Source organism: Erythrobacter litoralis (genome assembly GCF_029760855.1).
In the GTDB taxonomy this organism is placed as follows: domain Bacteria; phylum Pseudomonadota; class Alphaproteobacteria; order Sphingomonadales; family Sphingomonadaceae; genus Qipengyuania; species Qipengyuania litoralis_A.
Window position 1 is genome coordinate 196,009 of the sequence record NZ_SOSI01000002.1, and the last position, 16,557, is coordinate 212,565.

Sequence of the window (16,557 nt, forward strand, 5' to 3'; positions counted from 1 at the left end):
ACCGATAAAATTCCTCGTCATGCGCCGTTCGAATGCGGCGCTCGGTGTATCGAGGGCGCCACCTAGGAAGCCGCCCATCCTCTCGCAAACAAGATTTTCTGCTCTAGCGGGAAAAACCCCCGTGGAAAAGCGAAGCGGGTGCGTTAGTCTTCGGCCACGAAATACATTGGAGAGAGCGAACATGGCCGATACCGAACATTATGTGCGCGAGGATGTGCGCGGCTTCCTCGACATGCTCGAAAAATTGGGTGGAAAGGGCGTGGAGGAAGTGGGCGCGGTCGAAGGGCGCCAGCAAATGCGCATGATGGGCTCGTTGGCCGAAACACCGGCGAAGGACCTGGCGGTTGTAAAAGATCTGACCTGCCCCGGCCCGGCGGGCGAGATCCCGCTCCGTTTTTACGACAAACGCGAGACGCGCGGAGCCTCGCCGGTCGTCCTTTTCATTCACGGCGGCGGCTTCGTGATCGGCGACCTCGAAGTCTATCACGCGCTTTGCACGGAAATTGCCGACCGGCTCGATCTGCCGGTCGTCTCGGTGGATTACCGTCTCGCGCCAGAGCACCCCTTCCCCGCCGCACCCGACGATTGCGAGGCGGCGGCACGCTGGGTCGCATCCTCGCCGGACGCTTTGGGCCGCGAGGTCACCGGACTCGTCATCACGGGCGACAGCGCAGGCGGCAATCTCACCATCGTCACCACCAATCAGCTGGTGAACGAACCCGCCGATGTGCCGGTGATCGTCCAGGCGCCGATCTATCCGGTGGCCAGCGATATCAGCGAAACGGAAAGCTATTCGCTGTTTGCCGACGGTTTCCTGCTTACCGGGGCAGCCATGGCGTTCTTTACGCAATCCTATGGCGGCGATGCGAAAGACCCGCGCCACACACCCATGGTCGGCGATTGCGCGAATACACCGCCCACCGTCGTCTGCACCGCCGGGCTCGATCCCCTGCGCGATTCCGGACGCGAGTACGCGAGTCATTTGATCAAGTTGGGAACCGACGTCTGCTATCTGGAATTTTCCGGAATTATCCATGGCTTTACCACCTTGCGCAAAGCCATTCCCAGCGGTCAGAAAGATCTCGACGCGTTTCTCGACGCGGTCGCCCTCATGGTGGAACGGTATAAATGAACGAACTCGGTTATCGCCCTTGCGTCGGCGTGATGCTGGTGAACGACAAGGGCCGCGTCTTCGTCGGCCGCCGGATCGACAACAAGGAAGGCGACTGGTGGCAGATGCCCCAGGGCGGCGTCGATGAAGGGGAGGACCTTCGCGAAGCGGCGATGCGCGAACTCGGCGAAGAAACCGGCGCAAAGGCGGAGCACGTAACCATTATCCGCCAGATGGACGAACCGATGCGTTACGACCTGCCGGAAGAGCTGATTGGTAAACTATGGGGCGGAAAGTATCGCGGGCAGGAGCAGGTCTGGTTCCTCGCCCGCTTTTCCGGGAGCGATGCGGATATCGACCTGGAGGCGCACGACCCGCCCGAATTCTGCGATTGGAAATGGGTCGAGCCCGAACAGCTTCCGGACCTCATCGTACCGTTCAAGAAGCGCGTCTATCGCGCCGTGGTGGATGCATTCCGCGAGCTGGTCTGAACGCGGCGGCGCTTAGTTCATCATCGCCTTCTGTTCTTCCGACAGGGTCACTTCCGCTGTCTGGACAGGCGTCACAGGACCGGCGGCAATCGCGGCGGAAACAGCTTGCGCTTCCGGGCAGTCGCCACCGCACAGGCTTTCGACCCGGGTGAGCATTTCCTGCGCCTTGGCGATCGCACCTTTCTCGGCCAGCGCCTCGCCCTCGCCGGCGATGGCGGCGATGTTGCGCGGTTCGCGAGCCAGCGCCTCGCGATAATAGCCGATAGCTTTGCCTTGCAACTGCTCGGCGCGCGAAGCTTCGGCCAAAAGAATGAGCGTCGGCGTATACCCCGGATCGACGGCAAGAGCAGCCTCGAAGGCATCGATCGCCGCCTGAACCTCGCCTTGTTCCAGCGCGGTTTCGCCCTGCGACAACAGGACCTGCGCGCCCGGTGCGGGATCACGCTGCTGCCCCCAACTGACACTGGCGGTCAACGCGACGACGAGCGAAAGGGCGGCGGCAGGCGGAGCGAAACGCATCAGCGTCTCCTTGATTGTGTCGGACGAAGCGAGCGTGGATCGAGCCATCGTGGGACGCGGGGTATCACGATCTTTCTGCACGGGCGATGAAAAATCCATCCGTCCCGTCGTGGGAAGGCGTAAGCCTTATACCCTCCCCGCGTGGTGCACCGCCGGGGAGGTCCGGTAACGATGGGCGATAATCCTGCGATCGGGCGAGGAAGGCCGCGAACTGGTCCCGCCCTTCTTCGTCCAAGAGCGAGCAGACGACGTAGATCAGGCGGCCGCCCGGTTTTACCAATTGTGCACCGATATTCAGCAAACGCGCCTGCAGATCGACGAGGCGCGCGATCTCCACTTCGTCCAACCGCCAACGCGCTTCCGGGTTGCGCCGCCACGTTCCGGTGCCCGAACAAGGCGCGTCGATCAGGACGGCATCCGCGGCGCCGACGAGATCCGCAAGCATCTCGGCCTCTTTGTTCGGATCGAGCAGGCGGGTTTCCACGATCGTTGCGCCCGCTCGCCCGGCCCGGGGCTGCAGGCGAGAGATCCGCCCGCGATCGGTATCGCTTGCAATGAGCCTGCCGGTATCGTGCATCGCGGCCGCGAGCGACAGGGTTTTCCCTCCCCCGCCCGCGCACAAATCGACAATGGTTTCTCCGGGTTTTGCGCCGACGGCAAGGCAGGCCAGCTGGGAGCCGGTATCCTGAATTTCGATCAACCCGTCGCGGTAGGCGTCCCATTGTTCGACCTTGGTACCGGTCTCGAGGCGCAGGCCGTGAGGCGCAGCGGTCGGTTCCGCTTGTTCCGGTAGTATCAGGCTTGCGCGGTTCGCTTTCAGCGCATTCACGCGAATATCAAGCGGAGCGCGATCCAGCAGCGCAGCCTTCCCGGCTTCCTCGATGCCGGAGGCTTGCAACCGCGCCTCCAGCCATTCCGGCGCGACACCAGCTGCAGCGATAGGTTCGTCGTCCGATAGCGTTGTAGGGCCATACTGCGAACCATCGAACAAGTCGGCCAATGCCGGTTCACGCTCGGCATATCGGAGCATCGCAGCGCGGCCGTTCTCAGGCACAGGCCCGCAAGCACGCACAGCACCGTAGACCAGTTCGCGAATGGCTCGCCGATCCTTCGATCCGGCGAAGCGATTGTTCTTGAACCAGTCGGCCAGGATACGGTCGGCGGGCGGCCCCTTTTCTCGCGCCGAGGCGATGATGCGGTCGAGCAATTCGATCGCGGTCTGTACCCGCGCCGCTGGTGTCATGGCTCAGCGCGTCGGATAGTTCGGCGCTTCACGCGTAATCGCGACATCGTGGACGTGGCTTTCGGTGAGGCCGGCATTGGTAATGCGCACGAAGTTCGCGCGTTTGCGCAGGTCTTCGATCGTGCCGCTGCCGGTATAGCCCATCGCCGCCTTGATCCCGCCGACCAATTGGTGGACCACCGCCGCCGCCGGCCCCTTGTAAGGCACTTGCCCTTCGATGCCTTCGGGCACGAGCTTCTGCTGGCTGACGTCCTGTTGGAAATAGCGGTCGGCGCTGCCGCGCGCCATGGCACCGACGCTGCCCATGCCGCGATAAGCCTTGTAGCTACGGCCCTGGTAAATGAAGGTCTCGCCCGGCGCTTCCTCGGTGCCCGCCAGCATCGAGCCGATCATAACGACGCTCGCACCCGCGGCGAGCGCCTTCGCCGCATCGCCGCTCGTGCGAAGGCCGCCGTCCGCGATAACAGGGACGCCGTCAGCTTCCGCCGCCTCGGCGCAATCCATGATTGCCGTGAGCTGCGGCACACCGACACCAGCGACGACACGCGTCGTGCATATCGAGCCCGGCCCGATGCCCACCTTCACGGCATCCGCCCCCGCCCCGATAAGCGCCTTGGTCGCTTCCGCCGTGGCCACGTTGCCGGCGATCACCTGCACGCTGTTCGACAACGCTTTCACCCGCTCGACCGACCGGGCGACATCCTTGTTGTGGCCATGCGCAGTATCGATCACAACCACGTCGACCTCGGCATCGATCAGCGCCTCGGTGCGCTCGAACCCTTTGTCGCCGACCGTCGTGGCCGCCGCCACCCGCAGGCGCCCGGTCGCATCCTTTGTGGCATCGGGATAGGCAACCGCCTTCTCGATATCCTTCACCGTGATCAGGCCGACGCAGCGCCCGCTGTCGTCCACCACCAACAGTTTTTCGATCCGGCGCTGATGCAGCATCCGCCGCGCCTCGTCCTGCCCGGTGCCGAGCGGCACGGTGGCGAGGTTTTCGGTCGTCATCAATTCCCTGACCGGCTGGTTCGGATTTTCAGCGAAACGAACGTCGCGATTGGTCAGGATGCCGACGAGCTTGCCGCCGCGATCGGTCACCGGAATGCCGCTGATCCGCTTCTCGGTCATCGTCGCCTGCGCTTCGCCCAGCGTCGCATCGGGATGGATGGTAATCGGATTGACGACCATGCCGCTCTCGAACCGCTTGACCGCACGCACCGCCGCAGTTTGCTCGTCTACCTCGAGATTACGATGCAACACGCCGATGCCGCCCAATTGCGCCATCGCGATCGCCATGTCCGCCTCGGTCACAGTATCCATCGCGCTAGATACGACGGGAATGTTCAGGCCGATGTCCCGCGTCAGCCGCGTGGCGGTCTTCGCCATCGAGGGCAGGATGTCGCTTTCGGCGGGAACGAGGAGAACGTCGTCGAAAGTGAGACCGAGGGGAATGTCGAACTGTGCCACGTGAAGAATCGCCTGCCGGGGGGAATGAGGTGGCGGCCCATGTAACGACGGTTGGGGGGAGGCGCTAGTCAACAGAACGACTAAACAGACTGGGGCTGCGAAGACACATGTCTCGCAGCTCCATGTCTGAAATTGTGCGGTCAGGTATACCTGACTTTCGTAACGCCTCGCGGCCAGCGCATCGCGCCACCCACAAAAGCGAAGCCTAGAATCAGGAGAGCCCATGCCGCTGGCTCGGGTACCGCACCCGGGTTCCCCGGCGTGAAAGCACCGGGTAGGGCTTGAACGTAGTCCAGATCGAAGCCGGGGGAGCCACCGAAGGTATCGTTGCCGACGATGCGAACGCCGCGAACGATTTCGGTAAATCCGATGGAACCCAGGTCGAAACTTGACACGCCATCGGCGTTGTTCGCGAAGCCGAGAAACACGAAGTCCAAGAGATTAGCAGAGACGAAAATGCCTGCTGATTCCGAAGCACTGCCAAGTTCGGCGATGAAAATATCATTGCCCTCGCCATCGACGACAATCTCGTCATCGAAGGCTACGGTTACGAAACTACCGGTTGGCAGAGATAGAAAATCATTGTCGGGAGTAGGAGGGCCAAGCACGACATCCGGCGAAACGGGGACGGGGAAGTTGTTGTCGTCTCCCCCATAAGGACCGACGATCGGTCCATTTCCGGCGTCGAAGAACTCGATTACTCTATCGGCAAATCCGACCTCCGCATGCGCTGGATGCGCTATTCCTGCGAGGGCAACCGTTCCTATGGCAAACTTCCATACAGGCGACATGACACATCTCCTCTTCAAGTTAACTCCAGGTTAACCATAATTGCCCGCGGGGCAGCCGATGAGTCAAGCCATTTCGATTACGGCAAGCTATTCCGCCGTCCACCCGCCGTCGATACTCCAGTTCGCGCCGTTGACGTTCTGCGCCTCGTCGCGGCAGAGAAAGACCGCCATCGCGCCCACATCTTCGGGCTGGACGAACTTCTTGGTCGGCTGCTTGGCGAGCAGGACCTTGTCGATGACCTCATCACGGCTCATTCCGCGGGCTTTCATCGTATCGGGGATCTGGTTTTCGACCAGCGGCGTCCACACATAGCCCGGGCTGATGCAGTTTGCCGTGATGCCATGCTCGGCCAGTTCGAGTGCCAGCGTCTTGGTCAGTCCCGCGATGCCGTGCTTCGCGGCGACGTAAGCGCTCTTGAACGGGGAGGCGGTGAGCGAATGGGCGCTCGCGGTGTTGATGATCCGGCCCCAGCCCCGTTCCTTCATGTGCGGCACGGCAAGCCGCGCGGTGTGAAACGCCGAACTCAGATTGAGCGCGATGATGAGGTCCCACTTATCGACCGGGAACTCCTCGACCGGCGCGACGTGCTGCGTTCCCGCATTGTTGACGAGGATGTCGATCCCGCCCGCCTCCGCCATCATGTCTTCGACCTGATCGACTTTGGTCAGGTCCGCGCCGCTATGGCTGGCGCCCAATTCCTCGCATAATTTGGCGATCTCGTTCTCTTCGCCGAAGCCGTTGAGGACGATCTCGGCACCCTCACCATGCAAGGCACGGGCGATGGCGAGACCAATGCCGCTGGTCGAACCGGTGACGAGGGCGCGTTTTCCTTCAAGAAACATTTTAGGCTCCGAGCGTTGGGGCAGTATCGAGGCGCAGATGTCGCCGAGGATAGGCGCGCTGTAAAGCGTCGGCGTGACAGGTTCATGGGGGTTATGGGATGAAACTCAATCCGTTCGATACCGGGAATATCAACGTTCGCTCTTCGGGCGGCGGCGGCGTGGGCAAGGCCGGGGGGCTGGGCTGCGGCACGATCGTCATCGCGGCATTGGGCTATTTCGTCTTCGGTCTGGACCCGTTCCAAACTGCGGCGACCGTCAACAGTGTGCAGCAAGGCAGCCAGCAGGCCGGCCCGTCCAATACGAACGAGCAGGAAATCTGCACCAGCAGCGAATATGCGCGCGAAGCCTGCAATGGGCTTCAATCGCTCAACCAGACTTGGGCCGCGACGTTCGAACAGCAGGGCGTCGGCGATCGCTTCCGCCAACCAACGCTGGATTTGTTCAGCGGCGGTGTGAGAACGCAAGGGTGCGGAAGCGCGACGTCGGACGTAGGCCCGTTCTACTGCCCGGCCGACCAGACGATCTACATCGACACGAGCTTCTACGACCAGCTCGCAAATATGGGCGGCAGCAGCGGCGATTTTGCGCGCTACTATGTGCTCGCCCACGAATACGGCCACCATATCCAGACCCTCACCGGTATCTCCGACCAAATCCGCAGTGTGCAGCAGCAGAACCCGCGCATGGCGAACCAGTTGCAGGTGCGCATGGAATTGCAGGCGGATTGCTATGCTGGCGTCTGGGCGGGCAAGAACCGCAACCTGATCGAACCGGGTGACATCGAGGAAGGAATGCAGACCGCGGCCGCCATCGGCGACGATGCGCTGACCCAAGGCCGGGTCAGTTCCGAGAATTTCACTCACGGTACGAGCGAACAGCGCAGCCAGGCTCTGCGGCTGGGCCTGCGGGGCGACGATACCGCCTGCGACGCCATCACGAATCTCAGCTAGGAAATTTATTTATCGCTATCGACCAAAGCACCTGCAACGACGTTCTCACCTCGCCCCAACTGCGCCTGATCGGGCAGGTCAACGAGGCGATGTACAACGAATTCCGTAACCAGCTCGCGGCCGCGCCCGGCGATGGGATCCTCGTGATCGCGCTGACCACGCTGGGCGGGAATCCCGAAGTCGCGCGCGCGATGGCCGACGACGTTCGCCTTTTGCGCGAGGCGGGTCGCACGATCTATTTCCTCGGCAAAGCGGCTGTGTATTCCGCAGGCGCGACCTTTATGGCCGGCTTTCCCGTCGAATGCCGGTTCCTCACGAAGGGCACGACCCTGCTGGTACATGAGCGGCAGATTGCAAAGACTATCAATCTCTCCGGCCCCCTGAAAAGCTGCACCGCGCAACTCAAGGCTTCGCTCAACGAAATCGAACAGTCGATCGCAATCGAGGAAGCGGGCTTTCGCGATTTGATCGAAGGCTCCGAAGTAGAGTTCGAGGAATTGCAGCGCCGCGCGCCGGACAATTGGTATATCCCTTGCGAAGAGGCGAAGGATCGCGGGCTGATTGCCGATATTATCTAGCCTGCGCTTCTGGCATTCTGCCGCGATGCTGAAACGATTCGCTGCCGCGTTCTGCCTCCTGTCCGCCCCGATCATGGCGCAGGACACCGCCGAAACCTTCGATACCGACCGCGTGGTTCTCGAAACGACCGCCGGCGATATCGTCGTTGAGATCGAGACCGAGCGCGCGCCGATCACTGCGGCGAATTTCCTGCGTTATGTCGATGAAGATCGCCTCGACGGCACGGTGTTCTACCGGGCTATGGCTCTCGACTGGGAGCAGCCCAACGGCCTCATCCAGGGCGGCGTGCAATACGATCCCGACCGGGTGCTCGATCCCATCGCGCATGAGCGGACGAGCGATACCGGCGTCCTCCATACCGAAGGTGCCTTGTCGATGGCGCGCAATGCGCCTGGCACAGCAACCGGTGATTTTTCGATCCTGCTTCGCGCGCAGCCTTCGATGGATGCCGATCCAGATAGCGACGATCCCGAGGTTCGCGAGGGCTACTCGGCGTTCGGTCGGGTGGTCGACGGTATGGATGTCGTGCGCGCCATCCACGCGATGCCGACCGATCCCGACAAGGGCGAAGGCTGGATGAAGGGCCAGATGCTGGCCGAACCCGTCACGATCGTCGAAGCGCGCCGTGTGGCGGACGAGGATTAACAGACCTCGGCAGTATTTTCGGGCGGCGGGCCGGGCGGCACCCGCGCGGCAGTGAGGCGGAAGGGGTCGCCTTTCAGCGCATGGTTGTCGCCATAGGCCGCGGCCAGAACGGCATAGAGCTGCGGGTCGTAGGCTTCCACGTCGCCGTGGTTCAGGATGCGGCGACCATCGAAAGCCTGCAACCGGTTCGAATCGAACCAGAATTGCGTCCCCTCGGCCCAATATTCATGTAGCGTCGTTGTCGTGTATTCGTCGAGCCAGAGCTCGTTCGCGAGCGCATTGGCATAGGCTGCCTCGATCCGACGGTAGAGCGCAGGGTCCACCCCCTCTATGGCGTACAGTACACTATGCGCCATTTCGTGAACGAAGATTGTCTCGCCCCAATAGCGGCTGCTCGGCAGACCCAGCACGTCCTCCTCCGCCGCCGCCATGCGTTGCCCGCCGATGCCGCGGGCGCGCGCGTCCCAGTATTCGCGGTCGGACAGCGTGCCGATGCGCGCGTCGTAATGCTTGAGTTCGCACCGCGTCAGGCGGGGATCGTCGCGGGCTGGCTTCGTCCAGTGCGCCTTGTCCGGTAGATCGAGCAGCGCCTCGTCTTCGGCAATCAGTGCGATACGATAGTCGTTAGCGGCAAGCCATTGCGCCAGATCCGGCCGATGGGCCAGCATGCCCTCCGCCATATCGCGCGCAGCGAACAACGCTTCGTCCGATACGCGTGACGAAGAGAGGATAGGAATGCCATCCGCCGCGACATACTTCGCGTAGAACGGTTCGGCACCTAGTGCCCCCGGCGGAGCCGATGTCCCAGCCACGCAGGATGTGAGGAGAGCCGCAAAAGCCGCCACGAAGACGGCGCATCGCACGCGGAAAACCGGCTCTCCTATGCTCAGTACACCCGCTTCTTGGGCTCGATATAGGCGATGTCGTCAGTCAGCGTGTATTCGTGGACCGGACGATAATCGATCGGGACTTTGCCGCCTTTGCCGCCCCAGCCTTCGAACCAGGCGATGGTGTGCTTCATCCACTCGGCATCGTTACGCTCGGGATAATCCTCGTGCGCGTGGGCACCGCGGCTTTCCTTGCGGTTTTCCGCGCTGGCGATGGTGACGTTGGCCTGCGCCATCAGATTGTCGAGTTCGAGCGTTTCGATCAGATCGCTGTTCCAGACCAGCGAGCGGTCGGTGACGTGCACGTCTTCCAGGCGCTTGTTGACGTCCTTCAGCTGCTCGACGCCCTCGGACAGCAGCTTGCTGTCGCGGAATACGGCGGCATGGGTCTGCATGCTCTTCTGCATCTGCGCACGGATCTGTGCGGTCGGCGAGCCACCGTCCGCATGGCGGAAATGGTCGAGACGGCTGAGCGACAGGTCCGCGCTGTCTTTCGGCAGCTCGTCCATGCTCGTACCCGGCTTGATCAGTTCCTTCAGACGGTGGCCGGTCGCGCGACCGAACACAACGAGGTCGATCAGCGAATTCGAGCCGAGGCGGTTCGCGCCGTGAACCGACACGCAGGCCGCCTCGCCCACGGCGAAGAGGCCAGGCACGACCTTTTCCGGATCGCTCTTGTCTCCGGCAACGACTTCGCCGTGATAGTTACAGGGAATGCCGCCCATATTGTAGTGGACGGTCGGCGTCACCGGCAGGGGTTCGCGCGTCAGGTCGACGCCGGCGAAGATCTTGCCGCTTTCGGTAATGCCCGGGAGACGCTCGCCGAGGATGTTCGGATCGATATGGTCGAGGTGCAGGAAGATGTGGTCGCCTTCCGGCCCCACGCCGCGCCCTTCGCGCATTTCGAGCGCCATCGAACGCGATACGACATCGCGGCTCGCCAAGTCCTTCGCGGAAGGCGCATAGCGTTCCATGAACCGCTCGCCTTCGGAATTGGTGAGGTACCCGCCCTCGCCCCGCGCGCCTTCGGTGATGAGAACGCCCGCGCCGTAAATGCCGGTCGGGTGGAACTGCACGAATTCCATGTCCTGCAGCGGCAGACCCGCACGCAGTACCATGCCGCCGCCATCGCCGGTGCAGGTGTGCGCACTGGTCGCCGTGTAATAGCAGCGGCCGTATCCGCCGGTCGCCAGCACGACGCCATGGCTGCGGAAGCGGTGGATCGTCCCGTCATCGAGGCACATGGCGATCACGCCGCGGCACGCGCCGTTTTCCATGATCAGATCGAGCGCGAAATATTCGATGAAGAAGTCCGCATCGTATTTCAGGCTCTGCTGGTACAGCGCGTGGAGCATGGCGTGCCCCGTACGGTCCGCCGCCGCGCAGGTGCGCTGCACGGGCGGGCCTTCACCCATGTTCTGCATGTGTCCGCCGAACGGACGCTGGTAGATCGTGCCATTATCGTTGCGGCTGAACGGTACGCCCGCATGTTCGAGCTCGTAGACCGCCTGCGGCGCCTCGCGCACGAGATACTCAACCGCATCCTGGTCGCTCAGCCAGTCCGATCCCTTCACGGTATCGTACATGTGCCACGACCAGTGATCGGGCGTGTTGTTGCCGAGGCTCGCCGCGATGCCGCCCTGCGCGGCCACGGTATGGCTGCGGGTCGGGAACACTTTGGAGATATTTGCCGTCTTCAGCCCGCTTTCCGCGCTACCCATGGTCGCGCGGAGGCCGCTGCCGCCCGCGCCGACTACGACGACATCATAATTGTGATCGATGATCGGATAGGCGCGACCGCCGATTTCGAAAGTTTCCGTGCGGGCCATCAGGCGGCTCCTCCGAAGGCGAGCCGGGCGATCGAGATCAGGCCGAACGCGGCGCCGCCGATGAAAACGAGATTGAGCAGGACGAGGATGCCGAACTTGGTGCCGGCTTCGTGAACGTAATCCTCGACCACGACCTGCACGCCGAGCCGCGCATGCCAGAACACGCTGACCAGCAGCAGCGCGAGCGCGGTTGCCGGAAGCAGTTGGGAAGCCCAGCCGGACAGGGTTGCGTAATCGTATTCCGGAAGCAGCGCGAGGCTGATCGTCAGAAACAGCATGAGGACGAGGTTGCCGACCGCGGTAAAACGCTGCGTCAGCCAGTGATGCACACCCTCATGCGCCGAACCCAGCCCGCGTGCGCGACCGATAGGAGTACCGTCTACCATAATCCGTTCACTTCAAGAAAATGACGGCCCAGAACAGGACCGTGAGAATGATGCCGAGGGCGAAGACCACCATCGACCATGTCTTGTTGACCGAAAGCTCGTACCCAGCGCCGATATCGAGCACGAAGTGGCGCAGCCCGCTCAGCATATGGGTGAAGAACGTCCAGCTCAGACCGATGAGGACGATAATTCCGATGGGCGAACCCATAACGAAGGCAAACGTGTCGTACGCGCCTGCACCTGCCGCCATCGCGCCGAGCCACCATAACAGGATCGGCAGGCCGACGAACGCCATCGCGCTGCCGGTGACACGGTGCGTGATGGAGAGCGCCATGTGCGGCCCCCATTTGTAAATCTGCAGATGCGGCGAAAGCGGGCGATTGGCCATGCGTAATTGCGTCCGTTCGGTGAATTTCTGCGGCTTACTTAGCGAAGATGCGCCGCGAGGCAAGGCGCGCCGCCTCGACAAACGTCGCAAATTTGGAAATAGCGCGTTGCATGACATGCATTCTTCTCACCGGTTCCTCGCGCGGGATCGGCGCCGCCGCCAAATCCGAACTCGAAGCGCGCGGCGCCAAGGTGATCGGACAGGCCACGACGAGCGACCGTACGGATACCGTGCCCGCAGACTTCCGCAATCCCGGTGCGCCGGCCGAATTATGGAACGCCGCCCTCGCCCGCGCCGGCGGCACGATCGACGTACTGGTGAACAATGCCGGCCTTTTCTCACCCAGCCCGCTCGATGGGTCGGACATCGAATGGCTGGATACGTGGGAAGATACCATGCGCATCAACCTCACCGCCTCCGCCCAGCTTTCGCGTTTCGCGGTGCGGCTATGGCAGGAGCGCGGGGTGGGCGGCCGCATCGTCCACGTCGCCAGCCGCGCAGGCCATCGCGGGGATTCGCCAGCCCACTGGCATTATGCCGCGAGCAAGGGCGGTATGCTGGCCATGCACAAGAGCATCGCACGCGCCTACGCCGCCGAGGGCATATTGAGCTTCGCCGTCACGCCCGGGTTCACCGACACAGCGATGGCGGGCGACTATCTCGAAAGCCGGGGCGGCAGCGGCTTACTGGCCGACATTCCCCTGGGCCGGGTGGCGGAACCGAAAGAAATGGCGACCATCATCGCCTTCTGCGCGCTCGACGCCCCACCCAGCATGACCGGCGCGACCTTGGATGCCAACGGGGCAAGCTATGTTCGCTAGGATAGTCGGTCTCGCTGCCTGCTTGTCGGCCGCAGGATGCGTGGCGACTGCGGAAGAAGCCATGCCGGTGGCCGACGTAGCGGCATCCAGGTACTATCCCGATCGTGCAGAGCGCGGTAACTCCGCCGACTTCCTCGCTGCTTGCAAGGATTGGGACGAATGGGACAAGCCCGCCCCGCCCTTTCAGATCTTTGGCAACACCTTCTACGTCGGCACCTGCGGCATCAGCGCCATTCTTGTCGTCGGCGAGGAAGGGCACGTTCTGATCGACAGCGGGACCGATACGGGAGCCGACGTGGTGCTGGCCAATATCCGCGCGCTCGGTTTGGACCCGCGCGATGTGCGCTATCTTCTGCACAGTCATGAGCATTTCGATCACGTCGGTGGCCATGCGAAGATTTCCGCCGCCACCGGGGCGACCGTCATCGTATCCCCCGAAGCTGTGCAGGTATTTGTCAATGGGGAAGCGCATCCGGACGATCCGCAAGCAGGGATGCACGATGCGTTTGCGCCGGTCGGGAAGGTTCGCGAAATCGGCGATGACGAGACCGTAAAGCTGGGCGATCTCGAACTGACCGCCCACCTGACCCCCGGCCATTCGCCCGGCGCGATGAGCTGGACGTGGTGGGCCTGCTCCTTGCCCGGTGATCCCCCCGTCTGCCGCCGTGTTGCCTATGTCGACAGCCTCTCGCCGATATCGGCGGACGCCTATCGCTTCACCGAACACTCCGAAGCGGTGGCGGCTTTTCGAACCAGCATCGACACCGTGCGTGCCCTGCCCTGTGATCTTTTGCTGACCCCGCACCCATCGGCCAGTGATATGCTCGTCCGGTTGCGCGAGGGTGGACTGCTCGGTCAGGGCCAATGCGCCGCCTATGCCGATAGTATAGCGAAGCGCCTCGATGCGCGGCTGGCGGAGGAAGCCGGTGAGTAGCTGGAAGATCGTCGGCGCGGTATCCAAACCGGTGGCCAAGGCGGCGCTGGTCGCGCAGGAATTCGCCGCCGACTGGCCCGACGATTGGGTGGTCACCGCCATGGAAATCGCAGAGGACCGGCCCGACGACTGGACCTTCGAGGTCTATCTCGACCGCAAACCTTCCAAGGCGGACATCGCGAAGGTGACGGCGCTGTTCGAAGACGAGGCGCCCGAGCTGCGCGCCGAGAAACTGCCGGACTCCGACTGGGTGTCGGAAAGCCAGAAGGGTGTCGACCCAATCGTCGCTGGGCGGTTTCGCGTACGCACCCCGGACCATTCGCCCGATCCCTCCGCCATCGAGTTCGTCATCCCCGCCAGCCAGGCGTTCGGTACCGGCCAGCACGCGACGACCGCAGGCTGCCTCGCCATGCTCGACCTGATGAAGCGCAGCGGCGTGGGTATTCGCAATCTGGCGGATATCGGGACCGGAACCGGTCTTCTCGCCATGGCCGCTCTGCGCCTGTGGCCGAATGCCGCAGCGACGGCGTCCGATATCGACGATGTATGCGCCGGCGTTGTCGCCGATAATCTCAACCTCAACGGAATGCGCGCTGGTCCGCGACGCGGTGCTTTGCTCATGACGATCGCTGACGGCATGGAGCATAGCCTGTTGCAGGCGCGCGCGCCGTTCGACCTCCTGATCGCGAATATCCTTGCCGGCCCGCTGATCGAACTGGCGGACGATTTCGCCGCGAGCGTGTCAGCACGCGGAAACATCCTTCTTGCCGGGCTGCTAGAAACACAGGAAGCCGAGGTGCGCCGCGCCTATCGCAAGGCCGGGTTCCGCCTTGCGCGCAGGATGGTGAACGGCGACTGGTCGATCCTGTGGCTGCGCAAACGCACCGCGTGGTGATCCTGCGCCAGACCGGCCGCATCTTGCTTTGGCTTGTCGCAGGGCTGCTCTCGCTAGTGACAGCGTTCCTGCTTGCCGCATGGATCGGCAGTTCGATCCCGCGCAATTCCGACTGGACCGAACCTGCGGACGGCATCCCGATCATGGTCGCCAGCAACGGCGTACATACAGAGCTCGTGCTTCCGGTCGTCACACCGGTGAAGGACTGGCGCACGACCTTTCCCTCCGCTGGGCAACCGCGCCCGCGAGATGGCTGGATGCCGACCCATATCGCCATCGGCTGGGGTGAGCGCGAGGTCTTCCTGAACACGCCGACATGGGGAGATCTGAAGCTCTCCACAGCAATACGGATTGCGACACGCGGTGGAGAAGGGCTGGTGCGCGTCGGCCATTACGTCAATCCACAGCCGTCGGAATACTATCGCACCATTCGGTTACGACCCGCGGAATATGCCCGGCTCGTCGACCGGGTGGAAACCCTGCTTCCGCCCCAACCCTCCGGAATGCCGCGCCGATCCCGTACCGGCTTCGATCCGACGACGCTGAATTACGATGCGACCGGGCGCTACACGCTGGCAAACACCTGCAACCAATGGACCAACGACACGCTCGCCTATGCCGGTGTCAGGATTGGGGTGTGGACGCCGCTTGCGGGGGGCGTGATGAAGTGGATCCCGCAGCCGGAACGCTAGGCGCGAAACCTTCGTCATAGGCGACCACCGCGCGCGTCACCGCCTGCATCATGGCGAACCGCTCGGCATAGGAACTGCGCGTACGCTGGATGAACGCCGCCACGCCGTATTTCCGTCCTGTCGGCGAAAACAGGATTGCGACGTCGTTATAGCCCGACTGCTCGCCAGCATAGACCTGTCCCGTGCCCGTCTTGTGCGCGATCGCCCAGTCCGGCGGCACCCCGCCCTTCAACCGTCTCGGCCCGCTCTTCGTTTTATTCATGATGCCGACTAGCAATTCGGTGGAGCGCTTCGAGAGCAAATCGCCGCGCGCCAGCTTCGCCAACGCCTCCGCCATGCCCGAAGGCGTCGCTCCATCGATGGGATCGGCGAGATAGCCTTCGAAGGCGGCCTTGCGCCGCTCGTCCGGCACCGCCTCGCGGGCATCGTAGAACCGGCGGCCGACGGAATAGCTCGGCTGCCAGGAAAGGCCCGCGATCGCCGCCTGCTTGGTCCGCTCGTCGGTCCCGAAGGCAACGCCTTGGAGATGGTTCTTCGCGATGAATTTATCGACCGCCTTCGGGCCACCCGCCCGCCGCAATATGCGATCGTTGGCCGTGTTGTCGCTCTGCGTGATCGCCCGCTGCATCAATTCGCGATAGGTTGTGACGAACTGCCCTTTCGCTTTCACGATTTCGCGGATCGGCTGGTGAAACAGCGTGAGGTCCTGCGCGCGAATAACGACCGGCTCGGCGAGATCGAGCTTCCCGCGATCCACCAGATCGAGCGCGGTCATCGAGACCCATAGCTTGCTGACGCTTTGTTGCGGCATCGGCACATCGCCGTTATAGCTCATTACCGCTTCGCTGCTCACTTCGGCGACGCCGATGCCAACCACGCCCGGAAAGCTTTCGCCGATCTCCGCTAGCCGCGCCTCGAGCGCCTCCTGTTCGGGCGAAAGTGTCATCTGGGGGATCGGCGCACTATCCACACGCACATGCTCCACCTGCGCCGCGGGTTCGGGGATGCAGGTCGCGAGCAGGAAAATGCCCGAGAACAGCAGCAGAAGAAAGGCGACGAGAAAGGTGCGGGACACGATTGCGCGCT

19 protein-coding genes are annotated in these 16,557 nt (G+C 62.9%); 9 read left to right on the forward strand and 10 right to left on the reverse strand.

The window, feature by feature from the left end:
- Positions 1–181 precede the first annotated feature (181 nt).
- Both E3U23_RS03845 and E3U23_RS03850 read left to right on the forward strand, forming a co-directional pair.
- Positions 182–1,132 carry an alpha/beta hydrolase gene (locus E3U23_RS03845; RefSeq protein ID WP_279349883.1) on the forward strand — a complete coding sequence of 317 codons (951 nt, stop codon included), beginning with the start codon at positions 182–184 and terminating at the stop codon, positions 1,130–1,132.
- Entirely contained in the window at positions 1,129–1,602 is a 474-nt protein-coding gene (locus E3U23_RS03850; protein ID WP_279349884.1) for an RNA pyrophosphohydrolase, read from the forward strand. The genes E3U23_RS03845 and E3U23_RS03850 overlap by 4 nt, the downstream gene beginning before the upstream one ends.
- A gap of 12 nt (positions 1,603–1,614) precedes the next feature.
- On the opposite strand, the gene E3U23_RS03855 is transcribed toward E3U23_RS03850, so the two are convergent.
- The 5 genes from E3U23_RS03855 to E3U23_RS03875 form a co-directional block, all read right to left on the reverse strand.
- The gene (locus E3U23_RS03855) at positions 1,615–2,121 is read right to left on the reverse strand and encodes a tetratricopeptide repeat protein (RefSeq protein ID WP_279349885.1); all 507 of its coding nucleotides are present in this window, start codon (positions 2,119–2,121) and stop codon (positions 1,615–1,617) included.
- A gap of 64 nt (positions 2,122–2,185) precedes the next feature.
- Positions 2,186–3,364, reverse strand: a complete 1,179-nt coding sequence (locus tag E3U23_RS03860) for an RsmB/NOP family class I SAM-dependent RNA methyltransferase (RefSeq protein ID WP_279349886.1) — start codon at positions 3,362–3,364, stop codon at positions 2,186–2,188.
- 3 nt (positions 3,365–3,367) lie between these two features.
- The gene (gene guaB, locus E3U23_RS03865) at positions 3,368–4,831 is read right to left on the reverse strand and encodes an IMP dehydrogenase (protein WP_279349887.1); all 1,464 of its coding nucleotides are present in this window, start codon (positions 4,829–4,831) and stop codon (positions 3,368–3,370) included.
- Positions 4,832–4,971: 140 nt separating this feature from the next.
- Positions 4,972–5,622 (reverse strand): PEPxxWA-CTERM sorting domain-containing protein, encoded by a 651-nt coding sequence (locus E3U23_RS03870; protein WP_279349888.1) that lies wholly within the window; start codon positions 5,620–5,622, stop codon positions 4,972–4,974.
- Between the two features lie 87 nt (positions 5,623–5,709).
- On the reverse strand, positions 5,710–6,465 hold the full coding sequence (locus E3U23_RS03875) for a 3-hydroxybutyrate dehydrogenase (protein WP_279349889.1): 756 nt from the start codon (positions 6,463–6,465) through the stop codon (positions 5,710–5,712).
- Positions 6,466–6,563: 98 nt separating this feature from the next.
- On the opposite strand from E3U23_RS03875, the gene ypfJ reads away from it, so the two are divergent.
- From ypfJ to E3U23_RS03890, 3 genes are all read left to right on the forward strand, one after another.
- A complete protein-coding gene (gene ypfJ, locus E3U23_RS03880; RefSeq protein ID WP_279349890.1) occupies positions 6,564–7,415 on the forward strand; it encodes a KPN_02809 family neutral zinc metallopeptidase in 852 nt (283 codons plus the stop codon).
- Positions 7,416–7,504: 89 nt separating this feature from the next.
- The gene (locus E3U23_RS03885) at positions 7,505–7,993 is read left to right on the forward strand and encodes a peptidase S14 (protein WP_347710007.1); all 489 of its coding nucleotides are present in this window, start codon (positions 7,505–7,507) and stop codon (positions 7,991–7,993) included.
- 25 nt (positions 7,994–8,018) lie between these two features.
- Positions 8,019–8,639 carry a peptidylprolyl isomerase gene (locus E3U23_RS03890; RefSeq protein WP_279349891.1) on the forward strand — a complete coding sequence of 207 codons (621 nt, stop codon included), beginning with the start codon at positions 8,019–8,021 and terminating at the stop codon, positions 8,637–8,639.
- Here the strand turns inward: E3U23_RS03890 and E3U23_RS03895 are convergent.
- The 4 genes from E3U23_RS03895 to sdhC form a co-directional block, all read right to left on the reverse strand.
- Positions 8,636–9,451 carry a glycoside hydrolase gene (locus tag E3U23_RS03895; RefSeq protein WP_279349892.1) on the reverse strand — a complete coding sequence of 272 codons (816 nt, stop codon included), beginning with the start codon at positions 9,449–9,451 and terminating at the stop codon, positions 8,636–8,638. The two genes, E3U23_RS03890 and E3U23_RS03895, sit on opposite strands and share 4 nt — an antisense overlap.
- 74 nt (positions 9,452–9,525) lie before the next feature.
- The gene (sdhA, locus tag E3U23_RS03900; protein ID WP_279349893.1) at positions 9,526–11,355 is read right to left on the reverse strand and encodes a succinate dehydrogenase flavoprotein subunit; all 1,830 of its coding nucleotides are present in this window, start codon (positions 11,353–11,355) and stop codon (positions 9,526–9,528) included.
- Positions 11,355–11,741, reverse strand: coding sequence for a succinate dehydrogenase, hydrophobic membrane anchor protein (sdhD, locus tag E3U23_RS03905; RefSeq protein ID WP_279349894.1), 387 nt, complete (start codon positions 11,739–11,741; stop codon positions 11,355–11,357). The genes sdhA and sdhD overlap by 1 nt, the downstream gene beginning before the upstream one ends.
- A 7-nt stretch (positions 11,742–11,748) precedes the next feature.
- Entirely contained in the window at positions 11,749–12,129 is a 381-nt protein-coding gene (sdhC, locus tag E3U23_RS03910) for a succinate dehydrogenase, cytochrome b556 subunit (RefSeq protein ID WP_279349895.1), read from the reverse strand.
- A gap of 110 nt (positions 12,130–12,239) precedes the next feature.
- Here sdhC and E3U23_RS03915 point away from each other — a divergent pair, with 110 nt between their 5' ends.
- From E3U23_RS03915 to E3U23_RS03930, 4 genes are read left to right on the forward strand one after another with little or no spacing between them, the layout of a single operon-like run.
- Complete coding sequence (locus E3U23_RS03915) at positions 12,240–12,950, forward strand: SDR family NAD(P)-dependent oxidoreductase (RefSeq protein WP_279349896.1); 711 nt, start codon at positions 12,240–12,242, stop codon at positions 12,948–12,950.
- Positions 12,940–13,884: a subclass B3 metallo-beta-lactamase gene (gene bla, locus E3U23_RS03920; protein WP_279349897.1), complete on the forward strand. Its 945-nt coding sequence runs from the start codon at positions 12,940–12,942 to the stop codon at positions 13,882–13,884. Before E3U23_RS03915 ends, bla begins: the two co-directional genes overlap by 11 nt.
- Positions 13,853–14,779, forward strand: coding sequence for a 50S ribosomal protein L11 methyltransferase (locus E3U23_RS03925; protein WP_431732656.1), 927 nt, complete (start codon positions 13,853–13,855; stop codon positions 14,777–14,779). Before bla ends, E3U23_RS03925 begins: the two co-directional genes overlap by 32 nt.
- Entirely contained in the window at positions 14,752–15,471 is a 720-nt protein-coding gene (locus tag E3U23_RS03930) for a DUF2459 domain-containing protein (RefSeq protein WP_279349899.1), read from the forward strand. Before E3U23_RS03925 ends, E3U23_RS03930 begins: the two co-directional genes overlap by 28 nt.
- Here the strand turns inward: E3U23_RS03930 and E3U23_RS03935 are convergent.
- On the reverse strand, positions 15,404–16,546 hold the full coding sequence (locus E3U23_RS03935) for a class A beta-lactamase-related serine hydrolase (RefSeq protein ID WP_279349900.1): 1,143 nt from the start codon (positions 16,544–16,546) through the stop codon (positions 15,404–15,406). The genes E3U23_RS03930 and E3U23_RS03935 overlap by 68 nt on opposite strands.
- Between the last annotated feature and the right edge of the window lie 11 nt (positions 16,547–16,557).